General features: G+C 70.6%; 20 protein-coding genes and 2 pseudogenes. 11 read left to right on the top strand and 11 right to left on the bottom strand.

Annotated elements, in window-relative coordinates:
- Positions 1–106: pseudogene (locus tag ACIRPU_RS41425) on the top strand (MerR family transcriptional regulator); the annotation flags it as partial.
- 195 nt (positions 107–301) lie between these two features.
- Here ACIRPU_RS41425 and ACIRPU_RS41420 read toward each other — a convergent pair.
- Complete coding sequence (locus ACIRPU_RS41420; RefSeq protein WP_403877513.1) at positions 302–505, bottom strand: hypothetical protein; 204 nt, start codon at positions 503–505, stop codon at positions 302–304.
- Positions 506–727: 222 nt separating this feature from the next.
- Between ACIRPU_RS41420 and ACIRPU_RS41415 the strand changes: the two genes are divergently transcribed.
- On the top strand, positions 728–1156 hold the full coding sequence (locus ACIRPU_RS41415; RefSeq protein WP_403877510.1) for an ATP-binding protein: 429 nt from the start codon (positions 728–730) through the stop codon (positions 1154–1156).
- A 291-nt stretch (positions 1157–1447) separates the two neighbouring features.
- Here the strand turns inward: ACIRPU_RS41415 and ACIRPU_RS41410 are convergent, their stop codons facing one another.
- The 3 genes from ACIRPU_RS41410 to ACIRPU_RS41400 form a co-directional block, all read right to left on the bottom strand.
- Positions 1448–1672 (bottom strand): hypothetical protein, encoded by a 225-nt coding sequence (locus ACIRPU_RS41410; RefSeq protein WP_403877508.1) that lies wholly within the window; start codon positions 1670–1672, stop codon positions 1448–1450.
- A gap of 130 nt (positions 1673–1802) precedes the next feature.
- A complete protein-coding gene (locus tag ACIRPU_RS41405) occupies positions 1803–2282 on the bottom strand; it encodes a MarR family winged helix-turn-helix transcriptional regulator (RefSeq protein ID WP_403877506.1) in 480 nt (159 codons plus the stop codon).
- Between the two features lie 37 nt (positions 2283–2319).
- A complete protein-coding gene (locus ACIRPU_RS41400) occupies positions 2320–3234 on the bottom strand; it encodes an NADP-dependent oxidoreductase (RefSeq protein ID WP_403877503.1) in 915 nt (304 codons plus the stop codon).
- A 299-nt stretch (positions 3235–3533) separates the two neighbouring features.
- Between ACIRPU_RS41400 and ACIRPU_RS41395 the strand changes: the two genes are divergently transcribed.
- Both ACIRPU_RS41395 and ACIRPU_RS41390 read left to right on the top strand, forming a co-directional pair.
- Positions 3534–4004, top strand: a complete 471-nt coding sequence (locus ACIRPU_RS41395) for a hypothetical protein (RefSeq protein WP_403877500.1) — start codon at positions 3534–3536, stop codon at positions 4002–4004.
- 256 nt (positions 4005–4260) lie between these two features.
- Positions 4261–4599 (top strand): thioredoxin family protein, encoded by a 339-nt coding sequence (locus ACIRPU_RS41390; RefSeq protein ID WP_403877497.1) that lies wholly within the window; start codon positions 4261–4263, stop codon positions 4597–4599.
- 318 nt (positions 4600–4917) lie between these two features.
- On the opposite strand, the gene ACIRPU_RS41385 is transcribed toward ACIRPU_RS41390, so the two are convergent.
- From ACIRPU_RS41385 to ACIRPU_RS41375, 3 genes are all read right to left on the bottom strand, one after another.
- A complete protein-coding gene (locus ACIRPU_RS41385; protein ID WP_403877516.1) occupies positions 4918–6246 on the bottom strand; it encodes an enolase C-terminal domain-like protein in 1329 nt (442 codons plus the stop codon).
- A 71-nt stretch (positions 6247–6317) separates the two neighbouring features.
- On the bottom strand, positions 6318–7655 hold the full coding sequence (locus tag ACIRPU_RS41380; protein ID WP_403877494.1) for a gluconate:H+ symporter: 1338 nt from the start codon (positions 7653–7655) through the stop codon (positions 6318–6320).
- Between the two features lie 161 nt (positions 7656–7816).
- Positions 7817–8776, bottom strand: a complete 960-nt coding sequence (locus ACIRPU_RS41375; RefSeq protein ID WP_403877491.1) for a 5-dehydro-4-deoxyglucarate dehydratase — start codon at positions 8774–8776, stop codon at positions 7817–7819.
- Positions 8777–8895: 119 nt separating this feature from the next.
- Between ACIRPU_RS41375 and ACIRPU_RS41370 the strand changes: the two genes are divergently transcribed.
- Positions 8896–9684: an IclR family transcriptional regulator gene (locus ACIRPU_RS41370; RefSeq protein ID WP_403877488.1), complete on the top strand. Its 789-nt coding sequence runs from the start codon at positions 8896–8898 to the stop codon at positions 9682–9684.
- Between the two features lie 142 nt (positions 9685–9826).
- On the opposite strand, the gene ACIRPU_RS41365 is transcribed toward ACIRPU_RS41370, so the two are convergent.
- Entirely contained in the window at positions 9827–10555 is a 729-nt protein-coding gene (locus tag ACIRPU_RS41365) for a TetR/AcrR family transcriptional regulator (protein WP_403877486.1), read from the bottom strand.
- A gap of 89 nt (positions 10556–10644) precedes the next feature.
- Between ACIRPU_RS41365 and ACIRPU_RS41360 the strand changes: the two genes are divergently transcribed.
- The 6 genes from ACIRPU_RS41360 to ACIRPU_RS41335 all read left to right on the top strand — a co-directional run bounded on the left by ACIRPU_RS41360 (position 10645) and on the right by ACIRPU_RS41335 (position 15542).
- On the top strand, positions 10645–11505 hold the full coding sequence (locus tag ACIRPU_RS41360; protein ID WP_403877483.1) for an SDR family oxidoreductase: 861 nt from the start codon (positions 10645–10647) through the stop codon (positions 11503–11505).
- Between the two features lie 872 nt (positions 11506–12377).
- The gene (gene rpmG, locus ACIRPU_RS41355; RefSeq protein ID WP_403877480.1) at positions 12378–12542 is read left to right on the top strand and encodes a 50S ribosomal protein L33; all 165 of its coding nucleotides are present in this window, start codon (positions 12378–12380) and stop codon (positions 12540–12542) included.
- 46 nt (positions 12543–12588) lie between these two features.
- Positions 12589–12849 carry a type B 50S ribosomal protein L31 gene (locus ACIRPU_RS41350; protein ID WP_403877477.1) on the top strand — a complete coding sequence of 87 codons (261 nt, stop codon included), beginning with the start codon at positions 12589–12591 and terminating at the stop codon, positions 12847–12849.
- A 35-nt stretch (positions 12850–12884) separates the two neighbouring features.
- Complete coding sequence (gene ykgO / locus ACIRPU_RS41345; protein WP_310437034.1) at positions 12885–13007, top strand: type B 50S ribosomal protein L36; 123 nt, start codon at positions 12885–12887, stop codon at positions 13005–13007.
- Positions 13008–13520: 513 nt separating this feature from the next.
- Positions 13521–13715, top strand: coding sequence for a hypothetical protein (locus ACIRPU_RS41340; protein WP_314225077.1), 195 nt, complete (start codon positions 13521–13523; stop codon positions 13713–13715).
- Positions 13716–14636: 921 nt separating this feature from the next.
- Entirely contained in the window at positions 14637–15542 is a 906-nt protein-coding gene (locus ACIRPU_RS41335; protein WP_403877472.1) for a CAP domain-containing protein, read from the top strand.
- A gap of 252 nt (positions 15543–15794) precedes the next feature.
- On the opposite strand, the pseudogene ACIRPU_RS41330 reads toward ACIRPU_RS41335, so the two are convergent.
- The 3 genes and pseudogenes from ACIRPU_RS41330 to ACIRPU_RS41320 form a co-directional block, all read right to left on the bottom strand.
- A pseudogene (locus ACIRPU_RS41330) lies at positions 15795–16022 on the bottom strand (MarR family winged helix-turn-helix transcriptional regulator); the annotation flags it as partial.
- A gap of 457 nt (positions 16023–16479) precedes the next feature.
- Positions 16480–16773 carry a putative quinol monooxygenase gene (locus ACIRPU_RS41325; protein ID WP_403877469.1) on the bottom strand — a complete coding sequence of 98 codons (294 nt, stop codon included), beginning with the start codon at positions 16771–16773 and terminating at the stop codon, positions 16480–16482.
- A 42-nt stretch (positions 16774–16815) separates the two neighbouring features.
- Positions 16816–19344 carry a GH32 C-terminal domain-containing protein gene (locus ACIRPU_RS41320; protein ID WP_403877466.1) on the bottom strand — a complete coding sequence of 843 codons (2529 nt, stop codon included), beginning with the start codon at positions 19342–19344 and terminating at the stop codon, positions 16816–16818.
- Positions 19345–19507 lie beyond the last annotated feature (163 nt).

Genomic DNA, 19507 nt, shown 5'->3' with positions numbered 1-19507 from the left:
CGAGGCCGCCTGCCGCATCATCATCCTCGAAGACCAGCTCGAAGAAGCCCAGCGCATCAACGCCGAACACCGCCGCGCCGCCTCCCGGCACACAGTCGGCACCTGACCCGCAGCCCGCAACGGCGCCGCGCCGGGCCACACCCGTGAGGAAAGACGCACCGCCTTCCCGAGCCCGACCGCGCACGACGAGGATCCGACCGCGCACGACGAGGACGTGACGAGGTCTTGCGCGCCGTCGCCGGACCGGGCCGGCATCGAAGGGGGAAGGACCTGGTCGGCGCCGAGCGGATCGCCCGACGGATCAGCCCCGATGACGCCCCGGGAAGCCCGGCTGGTGGCCGAAGCGGCCGTCGGCCCGCGTCTGCCGCAGATTCGGCCCCGGCGCCATCGGTGCGGCAGCCGTCTTTCGCCTCGCGCCCCGCACGGTGACGGCACGGACGCCGACGGCCACGCGGTGCTCGGCAGACAGCCTCTCCAGCCGGTCTGCCTGCTCGATGCGGGTCACCGTCTCCCTGACTGCGCATACGCTGGCCCCGGGCCACGGCCTGCGCGGATGAGCCTGCCCCACCACCCCGGCCGGATGCATTGGACGACTACGCCGAACAACATGCCTCTGCCATGTATGCCGGGAGGATGGGTACTCGCGCACTCATGCACGGGGAATGAGGGGAAAGCAGTGGGATCCCATGGCGACGGCGAGGGCTGTACCAAACCGGATGAGCACCTGATGCGTGCCGGCTACGCCCTGGACGGGGACAACGGCTGCATCGCCGACGCCCGCCGCCACGCTGTCGCCTTTCTCGACCAGGCCCACGCCGATCATCACCTGCCCGTGCCCGCACGGGCGAGAGACCTCACGCAACTGGTGGTCAGCGAGCTGGTCACCAACGCCCTCAAGTACGCCCCAGGTCCCGTCCTGATGGAACTGCGCATCACGGTCCGCGTCGTGGACGTCGTGGTGTGGGACAGCGACCCCAGGGTGCCCGCGGCCCGGTCCGTCGACCCCGGCAGGATCGGCCAGCACGGCCTGGAGATCGTCAAGGCCGTCACCGAGGCTCTCCTCATCGACCAGGAACCGGTCGGCAAGCGCATCACGGCCCGCATCACCCTGGCCGACCCCCCTGACGAACACCTCACCGGCCGCCGCCCTCAATAGCAACCGGCGCACCCCGCCGGCCGGCGAAGGCGGGTGAGCCCGGGCAGCACAGCGACCCGAACCCGCGGCCGGCGCCCGGGTGTGACGGTACGTCACCTGACGGGGTGCGAAGCCAGGACCGGCAGCCGGACGCACCCCCGCACCCTGCACGTGCTCGGCATCGCCCTGGACGGCGACCCGATCGGCACCGTCCGGCTCCGCACCACCGACAGCACCGGCCGCCTTCGCCTGCATTCTGCGCGAGGACACCTGGGGCCGCTCGAGGGCGTCGTCGATGTCTCCCACGGCGGGTCATTCTCCTTCGTCGTGGGTGGCGTCGTGGGTGGCGTCGTGACCGTCGCCCTTGATGTGGCCCCGTTTCTGGTTGAAGACGGGGCGGGTGAAGTGGTCGGGTGCGGACAGCCCGACGGTGAGGCGGGCGGCGGCGAGGGAGGCGGGGTTGACGTCCAGCCAGACCGTCCGTGCGCTCCAGGCGGAGCCCGCCGCTCCGTTGCGGGCGAGCGGGCTGTCCGCCATCGCCTCACACAGCCGTCGCAGATAGGCCGGAGACATGGCATCGGCGGCCACGCGATGCGTACGGAGAGCAGCTCTGCGCGCGGGGTAGGGGGCGGTCGGCCTGGCGGGTGGGCCGCCTGGTCGTGCCCGATTACCCGGCGGGTGCCTGTCGGCTGTGGTCCCTGACGGACTTCTCGATGGTGCGCGCACATGTGGTGAACATGTCGATCTGGTCGGGGGTCAGATCGCGTACGGAAATCTGCTCCAGGGTGCGCCACATGCCGGCGATGGGCTCCTGCAGGGCACGGCCGGCATCGGTGAGGCTGACCACCATGACCCGCCGGTCGTGGGCGGCGGGTTCCCGGGTGAGCAGTCCGGCCTCCTGCATGCGGCGCAGTGACTTGGAGACGGTGGAGTGGTCGAGGCCGACCCGCTCCAGCAGTTCTCCCTGCGTCTGGCCGTCGCGGTCGAAGAGCTGCATCAGCAGCAGTTCCTGTCCCGGGTGCAGGTTCAGGGCGCGCAGCATGGCGGCGGCGTGGCCGCGGTGGGCGCGGGCGAGCTGGAAGACGGCGTAGCTCAAGCGCCCCTCGCGCGCCGCGTCCGGCAGCTCCGATGCGGTGGTGTCGGACATTTCTTGCTCCCTGGCCTGAAGAGTTGAGGGCGACCGGCTAGTCGACGGTGAGGACGATCTTGCCGCGGTTGTGGCCGGCGTCGCTGGCCTGCTGCGCCTTGGCGGCTTCTGCCAGCGGGTAGGTGGCGCTGAGCGTGGTCACCAGTGTGCCGCCGGCGGCCTGCTGGGCCAGTTCGGCCAGCCGCGCGGCGGAGCGGCGCTGCGGGCCCTCCGCGAAGACGACGCCGAGTTCGCGGGCGCGGAAGTCGGCGGTGGTGACGATCCGGTCGGTGCCGCCGCGCAGGATGATGGAGTCCTCCAGTGCGCCCTTGCCCGCGGCGTCGAAGACGGCGTCCACTCCTTCGGGGGCGAGCTCGCGGACCCGCTGGACCAGGTTGTCGCCGTAGACCAGCGCGCTCGCGCCGAGCGAGGTGACGTACTCCTGGTTGGCGGCTCCGGCCGTGCCGATCACGCGGGCGCCGCGGGCGACGGCGAGCTGGACGGCGATGGTGCCGAGCGCGCCGGACGCTCCGTGGATCAGCAGCGTCTCACCCGAGGTGACGCCGAGCAGGTCCAGCACGCGTTCGGCGCCATCGCTCGCCACAGGCAGAGCGGCGGCGTGTGCCCAGTCCAGGCCGGCCGGCTTGGGCGCGAGGACGGCCGCGGGCGCCAGGGCGTACTGGGCGTAGGAGCCGGTGTCGGACCAGCCCAGGACCTCGTCTCCCACCTTCAGGTGGTCGACGCCCTCGCCGACGGCGTCGACCACACCGGCGATCTCCCCGCCGGGGACGGCGGGCAGCGTGGTGGGGAAGATGGCCTCCATGACACCGGAGCGGATCTTGCCGTCCACCGGGTTGACGCCGACAGCCTGTACACGCACCCGGACCTGGCCGAAGCCGGGCTGAGGAATGTCGATCTCCGCATCGTGCAGAACCTCGGTGCCGCCGAACGCGTCGAAAACGATGGCCTTCATCACGGTGCTCTCCTCATGTGGGATGCTGCGCCGACCACCTTCTGTGGCTAGCCACATAAAAGTAGCACCGAATGGGTGGCTAGCCAAGTAATCGCTTCGAGGGGATCTCGGAGGCACGCACCCGCCGTACACGCCGGCGTGGCCGGCGAGTTGGACCAGGGGTGTTCCTGCTGTCACGCGGCCATCGCCCGGCATCGAGCCCCTGCACCGCGGTGCCCGGCAGGATCGGCGCCGCTGCCACTCGTGCAGCTGCGCGCCATCGGCTTCGAAGGCGCGTACGGGCGGCGCGCGAGGATGGGATGATCCTCTCCTCTCCGGTACGCCTGGCGACGCCACGTCTGCCGGATCGCACCGACGAGGAAGACGAAGGACCGATGATGCTGAGCGTGGGCCAACGGGTGCGGCTGGCGGCGGACCTCCGGTTGGCCGGGTCGGTGACCCCGGCCGAGGAGCCCCCGCAGGAGACAGGCGCCTTCGCCGCCTCTGTGGCCCTGGCGGCAGGCATCGAGGGCACTGTCGAGCGGGTGGACGAGCATCACCGCCGGCAGAGCCACGAGGTCCGGGAGTACCTGCGCCTCAAGTCGCTCCTCGACGACTTCGGCCACCAGATGCCCCCGGGGAGCAGAAAGCAACTGGAGGAGCAGGTGGGGGCCTTGGAAGAGGAGTGGGCCGCCCACCAGCGACGGATGCTCCGCGTCACGGTCCGCGTCCGGCTCGACAACGGATTCGTCCTCGACGACGCCCCCGAGGAGGCTTTCGCCTCCGCCTGATCATGAAGTCTCGGGTGGCCTGGCGTTCGGCCTCGGGCGCGCGGCGGGCTGCGGCTGGGTGACCGGCCCGGCGGCCAGGCCGGGTCACCAGAGGCCGCTCGCGCCGGGGACCACCGTGGTTCTGCGACGGCCCCGCGCCTCCCTTCCGACAGGTCAACCGGACGACCGGTCAGCCGGACGACCGGCCGGGCCGGCCTGGCACACCGCGCGAGGGATGATGGGGATGGAATGACGGAACGTGAGGTCAGGAGCTTCCATGGCGAAGCGGGTTCACCGCCCCCGTGAGGACGCGGAGTTCGATTTCATCCTCGAGATGAGCAAAGTTCCGGTCCTCGCGTACTTCACCGGGACCTGGCCCAAGGCGGTCGAGCCCTGCCGGGTGATGGACCTCGTCGTGGGTGGCATCGCCGACGACTACACGGGCCGCCTGACGGCCGTCCGCGCCGACATCACGCGCTGTCCGGCCGCAACCGAGCGATACGGGATCACCGGAGCCCCCTCCTACGTCCTGCTGAAGGAGGGAGAGGCGGTGGCGCACGGCACGGGGCCCATGACCAACGCCGAGGTACGGAAGTTCCTGGACGGCCACCTCTGAGCGGCCGCTGCGGCACGTGGCCGCGACGCCCGGCACGTCTCGTCTTTGGGAGCTGCGCCGCCTGAGACACCTTGGGGCTGAGACACCCCCTCGGCCGTCATGGCCGGGTCGCATCGCATCCGAACGTAGGCGTCGACGTCGCCGTACCCAACATCACGTAGCAGCATCCGTGTTGCTTCCTTGCCTACGTATCTCATGCTTCTCCCGCGATTATTCCGGGAGCTTGGATGCGGAGTGACAAGTGATTCTGGTCCTGGTGCATCGCCGTACTGCTGCTGGTGGGTGGGCCGGAACGAAGGCGGGTCCGCGAACAGTCGCCTACCGCACCAGGCAGGGGCGCTTGCTGTCGAACTTCCAGTCAGGAATGAGGTATTGCATCGTGACGGCGTCGTCGCGGGCCCCCAACGCCTTCTCCTGGTAGAGAGCGTGGGCCGCGAGGAGCCGGTCCATGTCGAGGTGGATGCCCAGCCCCGGCGCGTCCGGGACCGCGATCTCGCCGCCGGTGATGCGCGGTGGGGCGGTGGTGAGGCGTTCCAGCCCTTCCTGCCAGATCCAGTGGGTGTCCAGGGCGTTGTACTGGCCGGGGGCCGCCGCGCCGCAGTGGGTCACCATGGCCAGGGAGATGTCGAAGTGGTTGTTGGAGTGGCAGCCCCAGGTCAGTCCCATCGCGTTGCACAGCTGCGCCACCCGGACGGAGCCCTGCATGGTCCAGAAGTGCGGGTCGGCCAGCGGGATGGAGACCGACTGGAGGGCCAGGGCGTGGGTCATCTGACGCCAGTCGGTGGCGATCATGTTGGTCGCGGTGGGGAGGCCGGTGACGCGGCGGAACTCGGCGAGGATCTCCCGTCCGGAGTAGCCGTCCTCGGCTCCGCAGGGGTCCTCGGCGTAGGCGAGCGTGCCGGCCAGCGGCCGGCACAGTTCGATCGCCTCGCTCAGTGACCACGCGCCGTTGGGGTCGAGGGTGATGCGGGCCTCGGGGAAGCGGTCCTTGAGGGCTCGTACGGCCGCCACCTCCTCGGCACCCGCGAGGACGCCCCCCTTGAGCTTGAAGTCCCGGAATCCGTAGTGGCCGTAGGCCGCCTCGGCCTGACGGACGATCGCCTCGGGCGTCAGGGCCTCCTCGTGCCGGACCCGGTACCACTCGACGGGGGAGTCGGGTTCCCGGACGTACTCCAGGTCGGTCCGGTCTGGGTCACCCACGTAGAAGAGGTAGCCCAGCACCCGTACGGAATCGCGCTGTTGCCCGTCGCCCAGGAGCGCCGCGACGGGCACGTCGAGGTGCTGCCCGAGCAGGTCGAGCAGTGCGGACTCGACGGCGGTGACCGTGTGGACGGTGGTGCGCAGGTCGAAGGTCTGGGCGCCCCGTCCGCCGGTGTCGCGGTCGGCGAACCGGTCGCCGATTTCGCGCAGGACGCGCTTGTAGTCGCCCACCTTCGCCCCGACGACCAGCGGCTCGGCGTCGCGCAGCGTCTGCGTGATCTTCTCCCCACCGGGTACTTCGCCCAGTCCGGTGCGTCCCTCGGAGTCGGTGAGGACGACGATGTTGCGGGTGAAGTAGGGGCCGTGGGCGCCGGAGAGGTTCAGCTCCATGCTGTCCCGGCCGGCGACCGGGTAGACGGAGAGCGCCGTGACGGTCGGCTGTCCGATACTCATCGGGTGTCCTTCTGCGGATGGGATGGTGCGGGTGATCAGAGGTTTGCGGTTCAGGGGGTTCTGGTTCAGAGGCTGAGGATGTCGAGGGCCCACTCGGCCGCCAGGACGCCTCCCAGGCCGAGAACGGCGAGCACCGTCGTGTAGGTGGTGCGGACCTTGATCGCCTCGACGACGGAGAGGTTGAAGTACTCCTTGAACAGCCAGAATCCAGGGTCGTTGACGTGGGAGCACGCGATGGAACCGCAGGCGACGGCGAGCACCATGATCTCCGGGTGGACCCCGCTGCCCGCCAGGAGCGGCAGCACCACGCCGGAGGCCGTGACGACGGCGACCGTCGCCGAGCCGAGCGCGATGCGGAGGATGACGGCGATGAGCCAGGCAAGGATGATCGGCGAGATGGACCAGTGTTCTGTGGTGTCCTTGATGTAGTCGGAGATCCCGCCTTCGACGAGGACGTTCTTGAAGGCCCCGCCGGCGCCGATCACCAGAAGGATCATCGCCATCGCCTTGGCCGCCGAGGTGCAGGAGGCGCCGACGTCGTCCAGGCTGCGGCCGATCCGCGGTCCGAACGCCCACGTCGCCAGGCAAAGGGTCAGCAGCAACGCGATCGGGGCCGAGCCGATGAAGGCGACGGCGTGCAGGAGCGGACTCTCGGTGGAGGTGGCCATGTCGGTCACGGCGGCGGCTACGATCAGCACCACGGGGAAGAGCGCCACGAACAGCGACCAGCCCAGCCCGGGCATCTCCTCGTCGGTGAACTCGCGCTCGCTGACCAGTCCCTTGGGGATGGACGGGTTCATCGCCTTGATGAATGGAAGGCGAGGCCAGGTCAGGGCGATGAGCGCACCGGCGGGAACGGCGATGAACAGGCCGTAGAACAGCGTGAGCCCGACGGAGGCGTGGAAGGTCGCGGCGACCGCGGTGGGACCGGGGTGCGGCGGCAGGAAGCTGTGCATGGTGGACAGGGCGATGGACATCGGCAGGCCGACCCACAGCAGCTTCACCCCCGTGACCCTGACCAGGGTGAAGGCTATGGGCACCACGATGACGAACGCGACCTCGTAGAACATGGTCACGCCGATCAGCATGGACGTGACCACCATGGCCACCTGAACCCCGCGCGGGCCGAAAGCGTCAAGGAGCTTGCCGGCTATACGCTGAGCGGCGCCCGAGTCCCCCATGACGCGGCCGACCATGGCACCGAGTCCGATGGTGAGCATGGTGTCGCCGATCTGGTCCCCGATGCCTTCGGAGAGGACGTCCGGGATGGTCGCCACCGGGATTCCCCGGACCAGTGCGACGCCGACCGCCACGAGCAGGAGGGCCGCGAAGCCGTTGACTTTCAGCTTGGTCATGAGGAGCAGCAGAATCAGAACACTGATCCCGACTACGAGTATGGGCATGACAGTTCCCCTTTGAACTGTTGGCTGGGCAGCCGGACGCTCCGTCGGCTCCGGGCGGCCCGATCGGCGTACGGCGAGAACGGCCGCACGTCTCGGAAGGCAGAGGGCACTGGCGCGTGGCAGGGCCGGGGGCGGCCGGGGACGAGAGGTGACCGGGTTCGTCAAGCGGGCCGTCGTACGGCGCCCACCAGACTCAGGCCGTGGTCCAGCACCTTCTCCAGATCGGCAAGGTCGGCCGGGCCGGGGTCGGTGAGCGGGGCGCGCACCGGGCCGACCGGGATGCCGCGCAGCCGGGCGGCGGCCTTGACCAGGGAGACGGCGTAACCCGGCACCCGGTCGCGCAGTTCGACCAGCGGGACGTAGAACTCGCGCAGGAGTTTGGTCACGCCCGCGTCGTCCCCGTCCCGCAGAGCGGCGAAGAAGGCGTTCGCGATCTCGGGTGCGAAGGCGTGGACGGCCGACGAGTCGGCGGGCACGCCGACGGCGGCGTAGGCACGGGCCTGGATCTCGGCGGTAGAGGCGCCGTTGAAGAAGAGGAAGCCGTCGGGCGCGGCCAGCGTGAGGCGCTGGAGCCGGTCGAGGTCGCAGTGTCCGTCCTTCAGGCCGATGACGGTGGGGATCTGTGCGATCCGGCGCAGGCTGTCGGCGGTGAAGGAGACCTGACCGCGCTGGTACGCGATGAGTGGCAGCCGGGTGCCGTCGGCGATGCGGCGCAGCTGCTCCACCAGACCGTCCTGCGGGGCCCCGACCAGGTAGTGGGGCATGACCAGCGCGGCGTCCGCGCCGGCTTCCTCCGCGATACGGGCGAAGCGCAGGGCCTGTGCCCAGCCGTAGCCGATGCCCGCGACCACCGGCGACCGCCCGTCGGTGACCTCGACCGTGGTCCGCACGACAGCCCGGTACTCGTCCTCGTCCAGCGAGAAGAACTCCCCGGTCCCGCAGGCCGGGAACACCGCGCCGGGTGCGCTGTCCAACCGGCCGGCCAGGTATGCCCGGTAGGCGGCCAGGTCGAGACCGCCGTCGTCCCGGAAGCTCGTGAGAGGGAAGGACAGTACCCCGCCGGCCATTCCCTCACGGAGCCGCTGGACGACCCCTGCGGCCTCGGTGCTGATTGCTGTCATGCCCGTCGCCCGTCCCTGTATGCAGATGCTGTCTATGTATGCAGATGGAGGCTAGAACCGTGAACGCGACGGGTCAATGGGTGCGCAGACCCGAATCGACGCGGATCTACGATGAGCGCATGTCGCAGACGAGAGGCGTTCGCGGGGTGAAGTCAGCGGCCCGGACCGTCGTGTTGCTGGAACTCCTCGCCGAGCGGGGTGAGCAGCCCTCGCGCCTGGATCAGCTCGCGGAGGAGCTTGGTGTGCCGCGCAGCAGCATGTACCAGCTGCTCCAGACCCTCGTCGAGTACGGCTGGGTCCGCACCGACGCCACCGGCTCCCTCTACGGGATCGGCATCCGCGCCCTGCTCACCGGCACCAGCTACCTCGACGGCGACCGGCGCATCCGCCTGGTCCGCCCGTACCTCGACGAGGCGTCGGACGCGCTCGGGGAGACGATCCACATGGCACGGCTCGACGGCCCGGACGTCGTCTACCTCGCCACCCGCGAGTCCCATGAGTACCTGCGCACCATCAGCCGGGTCGGCCGTCGCGTCCCGGCGCATGCGGGCGCGCTCGGCAAGGCGTTGCTCGCCGAGCGCGCCGACGACGAACTGCCCTTCACGGGCGAGCTGTTGACTCCTCTCACGAAGAACACGCACACCGACCGTGGCGCACTGCTCGCCGACCTGTCCCAGGTGCGCGCGTGCGGCTACTCCATCGATCGCGAGGAGACGGTGCCCGGTATCGCCGGCTTCGGCTTCGCCCTGCGGTACGACACGCCGGCCACCGACGCCATCAGTTGCTCGGTGCCGGTGGCCCGGTTGACCGGGGAACACGAGGCCCGCATCATCTCCGTGATGCAGGAGACACGAGCGAAGATCGAAACCCGTCTGCCGCCCGTCTCCGGCGTACCCGACTGGCGCTGAGGCCGCGAGCATACGCCCGGCTCTTCGTCGTTGGTCCCGGTCGGCCACTCCCGGTCCTTCTGAAGCCTCAAGGCCTGCCGCTCCCAGGGCTTCCGCCTGCGGGACGGACGCCGAGTCATGAGCGAGGCCGGCTGACGGAGGTTCAGGCCTGCGGCGTGCCGCAGTCCGCCGCCAGGCGGGTGAGCCACTCGCGCAGCAGGCGCTGCTCGGCCTCGCTCAGCACGTCGGCGTCGTCGGGAAGGGCGGCGCGCAGCGCGCGGGCCGCCGGCGCGGGGCCGGACTCCGCGGCGGGGACCGTCGGTTCGGCGCGGGTGACGGCGGCGACCATGGACTCGCGAAGGATGGTCAGCAGCGCCGGGTTGCGGCGTTCCGCGGGGGTGGCGTGCCATGTGGTGACCCCGCCCTGGCCGGTGGCCTGGATGATCTGGGCGGCCAGGTCCTCGTCGACGCGCAGCCATCCCGAGGCCGCCAGCCGGCGCACCCGGCCGCGGAGGATCTCCAGGCCCGCGCGGTGTGCCGCGTCCGTCCCCGAGCCGGTGGCCCGGTTCATCAGGGCGAACAGTTCGGGGCGCGAGACTCCGAACTCCACCACCATGTCCCAGCCGCGGCGCAGCTCTTCCACCGGGTCCTCGGGCGCGAGGTCGAGCTGTGCGTGCTTGCTCTCCAGGAACTGCGCGTAGCCGTGCTCGGCGACTGCCTGCAGCAGCCCTTCCTTGTCGCCGAAGTGGCGGTAGATGGCCGGTGGCTGCATCCCGGCCGCGGCGGCCACCGCGCGGGTGCTCACCGCGTCGGGGCCGCCGCTCTCCAGCAGCTCGACGGCCGCCTCGATGATGCGGTGGCGGGGGCTGTCGGGGGTGTCGCGAATCGGCATGTATCGATGATATCCGGGGTTTGCTTCCACCGTTAGTTCCAGTGTTATCGTGGAACTGATTCCACTGGAACCATTGCTGGGAGACCCTCATGATCATCGTGACCGGAGCCACCGGAAAGCTCGGCCGCCGCACCGTCGAGCGCCTCCTGGAGCGTCTCCCCGCCGACCGCGTCGGCGTCAGTGTCCGCGACCCGCGCAAGGCCCGGGACCTCGCCGAGCGCGGCGTCCGCGTCCGGCGCGGCAGCTTCGACGACCCCGCCTCGCTCCTCCACGCCTTCGAGGGCGCCGAACAGCTGCTGCTCGTCTCCCTCGACCGCACGGGCGAGGAGTGCGTCACCGGCCACCGTGCCGCGATCGACGCCGCCGTGAAGGCCGGAGCCGGCCGCATCCTGTACACCAGCCAGATGGGCGCCGCCCATGACTCCCGCTTCCAGGCATGCCGTGACCACGCCCGGACCGAGGACCTGCTGCGCGCCACCGGCCTGCCCTGGACCGCGTTGCGCAACGGCTTCTACGCCGCCAGCGCCCTGCAGTTCCTGGAGTCCGCCCGCCGCACCGGCGACATCGCCCTGCCCGCCGACGGCCCCGTCGCCTGGACCGGCCACGACGATCTCGCCGAGGCCACCGCGGCGATCCTCACCGACGAAGGCCGCTTCGAGGGGCCCACCCCGCCGCTCACCGGCCCGGCGGCGCTGGACTTCGACGCCGTCGCCGAGACGGCGGCCAAGGCCACTGGGCGGCCCTTCACCCGCACCGTCCTGTCCGACGACGCCTTCCGCGAACAGGTCCTGGCGCACGGCGCCCCCGCCCCGATCGCCGACCTGATGCTGAGCATCTTCGCGGCGGCACGCAACGGCGAGTTCACCGCCGTCGACCCGACCCTGGCCGAGCTGATCGGCCGGGAGCCCGCCACCTTCCGCACCGTGCTGGAGCACACCTGGGCCGCGTAGACCCGGCGGCGCGCACCCGCCGCCGCGGCGGGATCCGGGCACGAAGCGTCGAGATGCGCATGCATACCATCCCCAGAAGCGGGCAGCAGCCCGATATAGCTCGGAACAGCCCACCCCCCGGCCCTCCGAGCGTCTGTCGGCCCTACGCCCCCTCCCCCCGGGGGGCAGTAGGGCCGACCCAGCCCCCGCCATCAGCTCCCAGCCCTCCGGCGGCATCGGCTCCAGAACGCCGGCCCCCGCTGCTCCGCCGCCGGACCCCGCCGGTCCGCCGCCGGGCGGCCGCGCCGGCCCCGGCCCCGGCAGGACGAACACTCCCGCGCAGCGGTCAACGCGCGACGCTCACGGTCCACGACTGCCGTCACCTTGCGTTCCTCGTCGGTCACAACGGAGACGAGCGGTTGTCGTACGGCCGTCCCGTCACCGCCGACGGGGCGGGTTCGCCTCCTGGTTCACCGAACCGGACCAGCGGTGCCCCGAGCCGGGTGCGCCCCCGGTGCGGTGTCTGCCCTCGCAGCCGACCGCGATCGCCGGATCCACAGGCACCGGGGCGGGGGGGCCGGGGGACCCGGCGGCGACGGCGGCGGACTGGGGCCCGGCGGGAGGCTGGGGGCCCGGCGGAGGACTGGGCGGGGGACTGGGCCGCTGCCGTCCTCGCCTGGCAGCGCCGATGCCCTGCCGATGCCTGCCGAGGCCGTGCACGGGCGGCGCACCGGTGGTCGTGCTGCCGACCTGAGTGCGGACAGCCGTGCCGAAGGGCCTGCGGCGGCCGGAGCTTCGTGCCGGTCGGGAATGAAGAGGCCGGAGTGCGTGTTCCACACCATGTAACTGGCATGCTCCGGTCAATCCGGGGGTGTGGGTGAAAGGAGGACCTCATGGCACGCAACAGCATGCGTCCCGTCGTCACGCTGAAGTCGACGGCCGGGACCGGCGTCACCTACGTGACGCGCAAGAACCGCGGCAACGATCCCGACCGGCTCGTCCTGCGCAAGTACGACCCGCTCGCCGGGAAGCACACCGCCTTCCGCGAAGAACGCTGAACCACGCTTCCGCCCCCCGGCGGACAGCCATAAGGAAGGAAACCCCATGAGGCCCCGCATCCATCCCGAATCCCGGCAGGTCGTCTTCCGTGACCGCGCCGCGAACGCCCTCTTCCTCACCCGCTCCACAGCGGCCTCGGCCCGTACGGTCGAGTGGGAGGACGGCAACACCTACCCGCTGATCGATGTCGACATCTCATCGGCGAGTCACCCGTTCTACACCGGCACCTCGAGGGTCGTGGACACCGCCGGGCGGGTCGAGCGGTTCGAGCGCCGCTACGGCCGCACCGCCCCGGCCCGCCCCTGACCGCGGTCCGTCGTCCGAACAGGAGGAAGCAGACCATGAAGGTACGCAAGTCCCTGCGTGCGCTGAAGTCCCGACCGGGGGCCCAGGTGGTACGCCGCCGGGGCGTGGTCTTCGTCGTCAACAAGAAGAACCCCCGCTTCAAGGCTCGCCAGGGCTGACAGCACCTGCCCGTCCGTCCGCCCGTCCAGCCGTCCGCCCGTCCAGCCGTCCGCCCGTCCAGCCGGCCGGGCCGCAAGCCGCGCAGCCGGGCCGACCGCGCCTCGCCCGGGATCTGCGTCCCGTGTGTCCCCGGGCCGACCCGGTCCGGGAGCCCGCCCGGCCGGTGGACGGCGCGGGAATGCCGGTGCGGCGGGCTGTGTTGTGGACGGTGTGGTGGTGAAGGGGACAGTGTCCCCGGGCCTCACCTATTGCCTGCGGGGACGATCGTCCGGCTGAAGCCCCGCAGAGCCTTTCGCCGCGAAGGCGACCGCCCTTCACGACCACGCTCTTTCGTCTGCGGCCCCGGGCCGGCGTCCTCGCCGGCCCGGGGCCGCAGACGTGTGCGCCGCTGACGCGCGGCGGGACCGGCCCGCGGCAGCCCCCGGAGGTCCTCCCTGCCGGGGGATCGGCAACCGCGTGATCATCCACGAGCGGCTCGCGGCGTGCTTACGGCTGCCGGGGGCGGGGAATTGATGATCTCCATGACGAGCGCGATGCAGAACTACGGTCTCCTGTGGACCGACCCGGACGGCACTCCGCAGGCGTCCGCGGGCAGGTACGACAAGCGGTCCGCGAAGCACCGCCGCACCGAACTGAAAGCCGTGGGCTGCACCCGCGTTGAGATCGTGCCGGTCAGACCCGGCGAAGTTCCCGAACCCGTTTCCTGAGCAGGGCAGGAAAGGGCGGACCAGCCCGGGGCGGGACGGCCCCGGCAGGAGACCCGCACGACACCGATACCGCTGCGCCCCGGCCGCGCAGCGCCTGACTGACGCCCGCTCGCGCTCGGCCGCGCCGCTGGCCCGAGTCCCCGACGAGCACACGACTGCCGGCCGGTCCGGGCCGTGCGGCAGCCTGCGGCGGGAAGGGAGCGCCTGAGCGACGAGCTCAGCGCGACGCTGCCACATCCTCTGCCGCCCGGTGGTGTCGACTCCCGCCGACCGGGCTGACCCCAGACCGGCCCATCGGGCGGCCGCGCTCGCCGACCTGACTTCTCCGAGAGCGCGCTCCGCATCTCTCTCGGCGCTCCCTCGGCACCCCCACGGACGGGCGGCCGTCCGCAGCGGTGTTCAGGCCGGCCATCGGCGGCGGCGAGGAGGCCGTAGCCCTCTCCCGCGCTCCTGTGCCAGTCACCGGGCCCGACCACGTCGCCCCGCACGCCGGGCACCGGAAGGGTTGTGGGCAAAGCCGGTGACATCCCTCACGTGCCCGTTCCCCGTCAACGTGCCGCGATAGTACGTGGCGCGTGGTCGACATAGGCGGATCTGGGATGCGGAAGCAGGCATACGAGGCACATCGGCCGGTGTCGTCGGCCCGGGGCACCGGCCCCGAGCCGCCGGACCGTCTCTGCCGTCCTTCTGACGGAGTGTGAGGCGCCGTCGGTGTCCGGCGCGTCGGCCCGGCACAATCCCGGCCCGGATTCAAGGGGCGCCCTCGTCTACTAGGCGAGGTAGTGGAAGCCCCCGTTGCCGTGCCCTCACGCGGCTTTTAACAATGACGGCCCCGCAAGGCGTCCCCGCAGGTCAAGCGCAGTGTCTGTGCGAATCCGAGCCTGCCGGAGGCGTAAGGAGAGTCGACCGAACGAGGTCCGCATGAGGAACCAACGGAAGCACCGCAGGAAGACGCGCCGCCGGCCCATAGCCGTCGCCGTCCTGGCGATGAGTGCGGTGGCGGTGCCGTCGGCCGCCATGGCGTGCATGGGCGACGGGGGAGCGGAGGCCATCACCGCCACGACCAGCTCTCCCTGGACGGACGGGAAGAAGGCGTCCTGGAACGGACACCGCACGGACGGGGGGAAGACGTCCTGGGACGGGCACCGGGGGCGGGACACCTGGACCGCGAAGCCCACGGCGACGGCTTCGCCCTCGGCCTCGCCGACGACCTCTCCCGGGACTGCGGCGCCCGCCCCGGACAAGCCCGAGGCACCCGTCTCGAAGACGACCGCCCCGCCCGCCCCGACGAGGACCACCTCCGCGCCGAAGCAGACCGCCGCGCCCCTCTCGACGGCCACCTCCGCGCCGAAGCAGACCGCCGCGCCCCTCTCGACGGCCACCTCCGCGCCGAAGCAGACCGCCACCACGGCCCCCGCCGCCACCACGGCCCCCGCCGCCGGCACGGCGACCTCAGCCGTCGCCCGCGTGGTCGCTCTGGTCAACAGCGAGCGCGCCAAGGTCGGTTGCTCCCCGGTCACCCTGAACGCGAAACTCTCGCAGGCCGCCCAGGCCCACAGCGCGGACATGGCGAGCCACAACACCATGTCCCACACCGGTTCCGACGGGTCCGACCCGGGACAGCGGATCACGCGCGCGGGCTACCTCTGGAGCACCTACGGCGAGAACGTCGCCTACGGGTACGCCACGCCCGAGCAGGTCATGGCGGGCTGGATGGCCAGCGCCGGTCACAAGCGCAACATCCTGGACTGCGGCTTCAAGGAGATCGGTGTGGGGGTGGCGCAGCCCGGCAACTACTGGACGCAGGACTTCGGCACGGCCCGCTGACGCTCACGGGACCCCACGCCCGTCACGGCCCGCCGACTATCACGCCGGCCGCTGCCCAGCCGATCAACGCGCGGTACGCCGCCCCGGTATCCGCACGGGTGAGGAAGCCGCAGAGCAGGGGGTCTTGCCGCCCCGCGCAGAGCGAGGGCTGCCCTCAAGGCGCCCTGGCTCTGCGTGCGGGGGAGGGGCGGTCGGCCCGGGAAGTGGACCGCGGAGTCGGGGGAGCGGACCGCCTGGTCGTGCCCGATCACCCGGCGGGTGCCTGTCGGCTGTGGTCCCTGACTTCTCGATGGTGCGCGCACACGTGGTGAACATGTCGATCTGGTCGGGGGCCAGATCGCGTACGGAAATCTGTTCCAGGGTGCGCCACATGCCGGCGATGGGCTCCTGCAGGGCACGGCCGGCATCGGTGAGGCTGACCACCATGACCCGCCGGTCGTGGGCGGCGGGCTCCCGGGTGAGCAGTCCGGCCTCCTGCATATCGCTGGTGACCGCTACCAGTGGCTAGCCGCACGGCAGGGATATGTCGTGGCCCCGGTTCTCTCCGGCGGGTACGCCGTACAGGGTCGCCAGCTCGTCGACCATCCCAGCCAGGACCGACCGTCTCCGTGGATCACCGTGGTCCCGTCGTCCGCGGTGATGATCGCGCGCTGGATCAGGGACGGGTTGGTGGTCATCAGTGCGGTGATCCAGCGTGTGCGGGAGGTGCTCTCGCTCCTTCTGTCTGTCCGGACAGGTCGGCCGGTGGTCCGTGCGCCTTTCCAGCCGGGCCCGAGTCCGCGTCGTCACGCACGTTCGGAGCCCGGAGCGGGCACTTCGGCGACGTCCTCGGTGGCGGTGTCGGCGGCGCAGTTCACGTGCCGGGCCCGGCAGCCTCCCGACACCGTTCGAAACGGTATTGGCCCGGCTCGCGGCGCGAGCCGGGCCAGGCCAGTGGTCATGCCGTCGGATCGAGGAACGTCAGGACGGAGGCGTCCTCCTCGATGAGCGGGGTGAGTGCCGTGTTGAATGGGGGGCCGTAGGGGGCTTTGAGGTGTGCCTGGAACGCGTCCTCGTCGCGGTAGACCTCGAAGATCCAGTAGGCGCGTGGGTTGGCTGCCTTGGTGTAGACGTCGAAGGTGAGATTGCCTTCCTCCTCGCGGACGTTGCGGGCGTAGTCGCTGATCATGCGGGCGACCTCGTCCTGTGCTCCTTCGCGGGCGGTGAACTCTGCGAGCAGTGTTTTCTTCACGGTCTCGTGTCCTCGGTGTTGTTGCGGCGGGCGGCCGTTGCGTCAGTTGTGGGTGGAGTCGAGGCGCCAGACGGTGGCCTTGTCCAGTTTCACCGAGCCGTTCTCGGCGAAGACCTGGACTTCCTGGCTGGCGGGGTCGGGGAAGATCTGGTCGGTGATCACGGCTTCTCCGCCGCCGCCGAAAACCTCGACGGACGACCAGTCGACAAGGATCCGCAACTTGATCTTGCCGTTGGCTGCCTTCAGGGGCGCGGTCTGGATGCCGGGGAAGGTGCTGTTGAAGTCCACGGCGCCGGAGTGGGTGCGGTCGACGTACAGCTCCTGGGTCGTGGTGTCGTAGCTGATGACGGTTTCCTCGCCCGAGGTGCCGGTGCGTACCTTGAGCCCGAAGCGTTCAGCGTCCTTGAGGGAGAAGGTGGCCTCGATGTCGAGTGCCTTGCCGGCGGCGGCGGGCCCGGCCAGCGCCTTCGACGTGTTCGTCACGATGCCCGCGCCTGCGGTCGCCGGGGAGGACTGCCGCAGGGACTTCACGCTACTCACCGGCTCGCTGGTCAGCCGGACGCGGCCGTCGACGGTGCGCAGGGCCATCTGGCGGGGGATGCTCTGCGCTCCGCGCCAGGGGGAGGTGGGGACAGCGCCGGCGTAGTCCCAGTTGCTCATCCAGCCGATCATGTACCGCTTGCCGCCCGGGGCGTTCTCCCAGGAGACGGCCGCGTAGAAGTCCTTGCCGTAGTCGGCCCAGTTGGCGCGCTGCAGGACGGAGAGGGCGGGGGAGTCGGCGGCGGTGAACTGGTCGGCGAGGATGTGGCCCCAGCCGCCGGTGTTCATGTCGACCAGCTGGATCTGCGCCTTCTTGCCGAGGTAGGGGCGCGTGCTGAAGGAGGCCCAGTCCAGCATCTCGCTGTCGGATCCGGTCGCGCTGCGCACGACCTGCCCGTCGACGATGAGGTTGACGGCGGTCTCCTGGGCGCCGGGCTGGGCCTGGGTGTCGGACAGCACGATCTGGTCGGCGTTGATGTGGCCCCAGCCGCCGGTGTTGTCGTCGACCACCCTGATCTGTGCTTTCTTGCCGGCGAGGTCATGGACGTCCCAGGAGGCCGTCTCGAGTGCCTCGGCGTCCTTTCCGGTGGCGCTGCGTACGACCTGGCCGTCGACGAGGAGTTCGAGAGCGGTGGGGTGGGGGGAGCCGGCGGGGTGGTTGCCGCCGCCGATGAGGAAGTTGACGTATCGCTTGACGATGGTGAACTCGGGCGACGCGAGGGTGCCGGTGGTGGCGTCGCCGTTGAGGAAGGTGTTGGCCAGGCCGCTGCCCTGGAAGCCGGAGACCTGCTGCTGGCCGGGGAGGGTGCCGGTGGCCGGCGCGGGGCCGAAGGCGTCGCCGGTCGTCGTCCAGTCGCCGTAGCTGCCGCCGTCGAAGTCGGCGAGGAGATTTGCGGGCTGGTGAGGGTGCCGGCCTCCGCCGATCTTGAAATTCAGGTAGGGGCTGTTCACGGTGAAGGAGGGCGAGGTGAGGGTGCCGGTGGTGGCGTCCCCGGAGTGGAAGCTGTTGGCAAGGCCCTTGCCGTCGAAGCCGGAGACGGTCTGCTGCTCGTCGAGTGTCCCGGCTGCCGGTCCCGGGCCGAACGCGGTGGCCGTGGCGGTCCACGCACCGAAGTCGGTACCCTCGAAGTCCTGCACGACCGCTCCGGCGGGAGGCGTGTAGGTGCCGTTGTCCTCGGCGGTGAACTTCGTGCCGTCGAAGTCGCCGATGAAGTACTGGGCTGCCGAGCCGCCCGCGATCCCGCCGGGGTTGATGTTGACGACCAGGACCCACTTGATGTTGTTCGTGTCCCCGTCGACGGCGAGGGGGAACAGGTCGGGGCACTCCCACACACCGCCCGTCGCGCCGGACGGGCCGAACTCGCTGAGCTGTGTCCAGTCCTTGAGGTTTTTGGAGGAGTAGAACCGCACCTTGTGCTCCGCGGACAGTGACACCGTCATCAGCCAGCTCTTGGTCGGCGCGTACCACTGGACCTTGGGGTCGCGGAAGTCCCTCGAACCGATGTCGATCACGGGACTGCCCTGGTACTTGGTCCAGGTGCGGCCGCGGTCGGTGCTGTAGGCGAGTGCCTGCGACTGGATGCCGGTGGTTTTGTTGTGGCTGGTGTAGATCGCCACCATGGGAGGGTTCTTCTTGGTGCCGAAACCGGTGGTGTTGTTCTCGTCGACGACGGCGCTGCCGGAGAAGACCATCTCCTTGTCGTCGTGCGACAGGGCGAGAGGCAGCTGCTGCCAGTGGACGAGGTCCGTGCTCACCGCGTGGCCCCAGGACATGTCGCCCCACGAGTTGCCGTCGGGGTTGTACTGGTAGAAGAGGTGGTACTCGCCCTTGTAGTACACAAGGCCGTTGGGGTCGTTCATCCAGTTCTTCTCCGGAGTGAAGTGGAACTGGGGACGGTAGGTCTCGGAGTGCAGCGGGGTGTCGGCCGCGGAGGCCTGAGGGGCGAGCAGGGCGGCGGACAGGGCGCAGACGGCCGCCGCCGCGGCGGTCGTCCGCACGCGGGCATGCCGGGATACACGTCCAGAGCTCATGGCGTCTCCTGTGCTGCGGCCGTCCACGCAGCACAGCCTGCGGCGGGCGGCCCGAAAATGTGATGCTCCGGCCCGCGATGTCGTCCCACACCGCCGACCAGAGGGTGTCAGCGATGACTTGTGTCAACGCTGACATCTAGTGGCCTGATGATGAGCGCCATCC

Origin of the sequence: Streptomyces sp. NPDC102259 (assembly GCF_044766465.1) — a bacterium.
GTDB lineage: Bacteria > Actinomycetota > Actinomycetes > Streptomycetales > Streptomycetaceae > Streptomyces.
The sequence above is the reverse complement of the archived record's forward strand: the minus strand, read 5'-3'. Positions and strand labels throughout refer to the sequence as shown.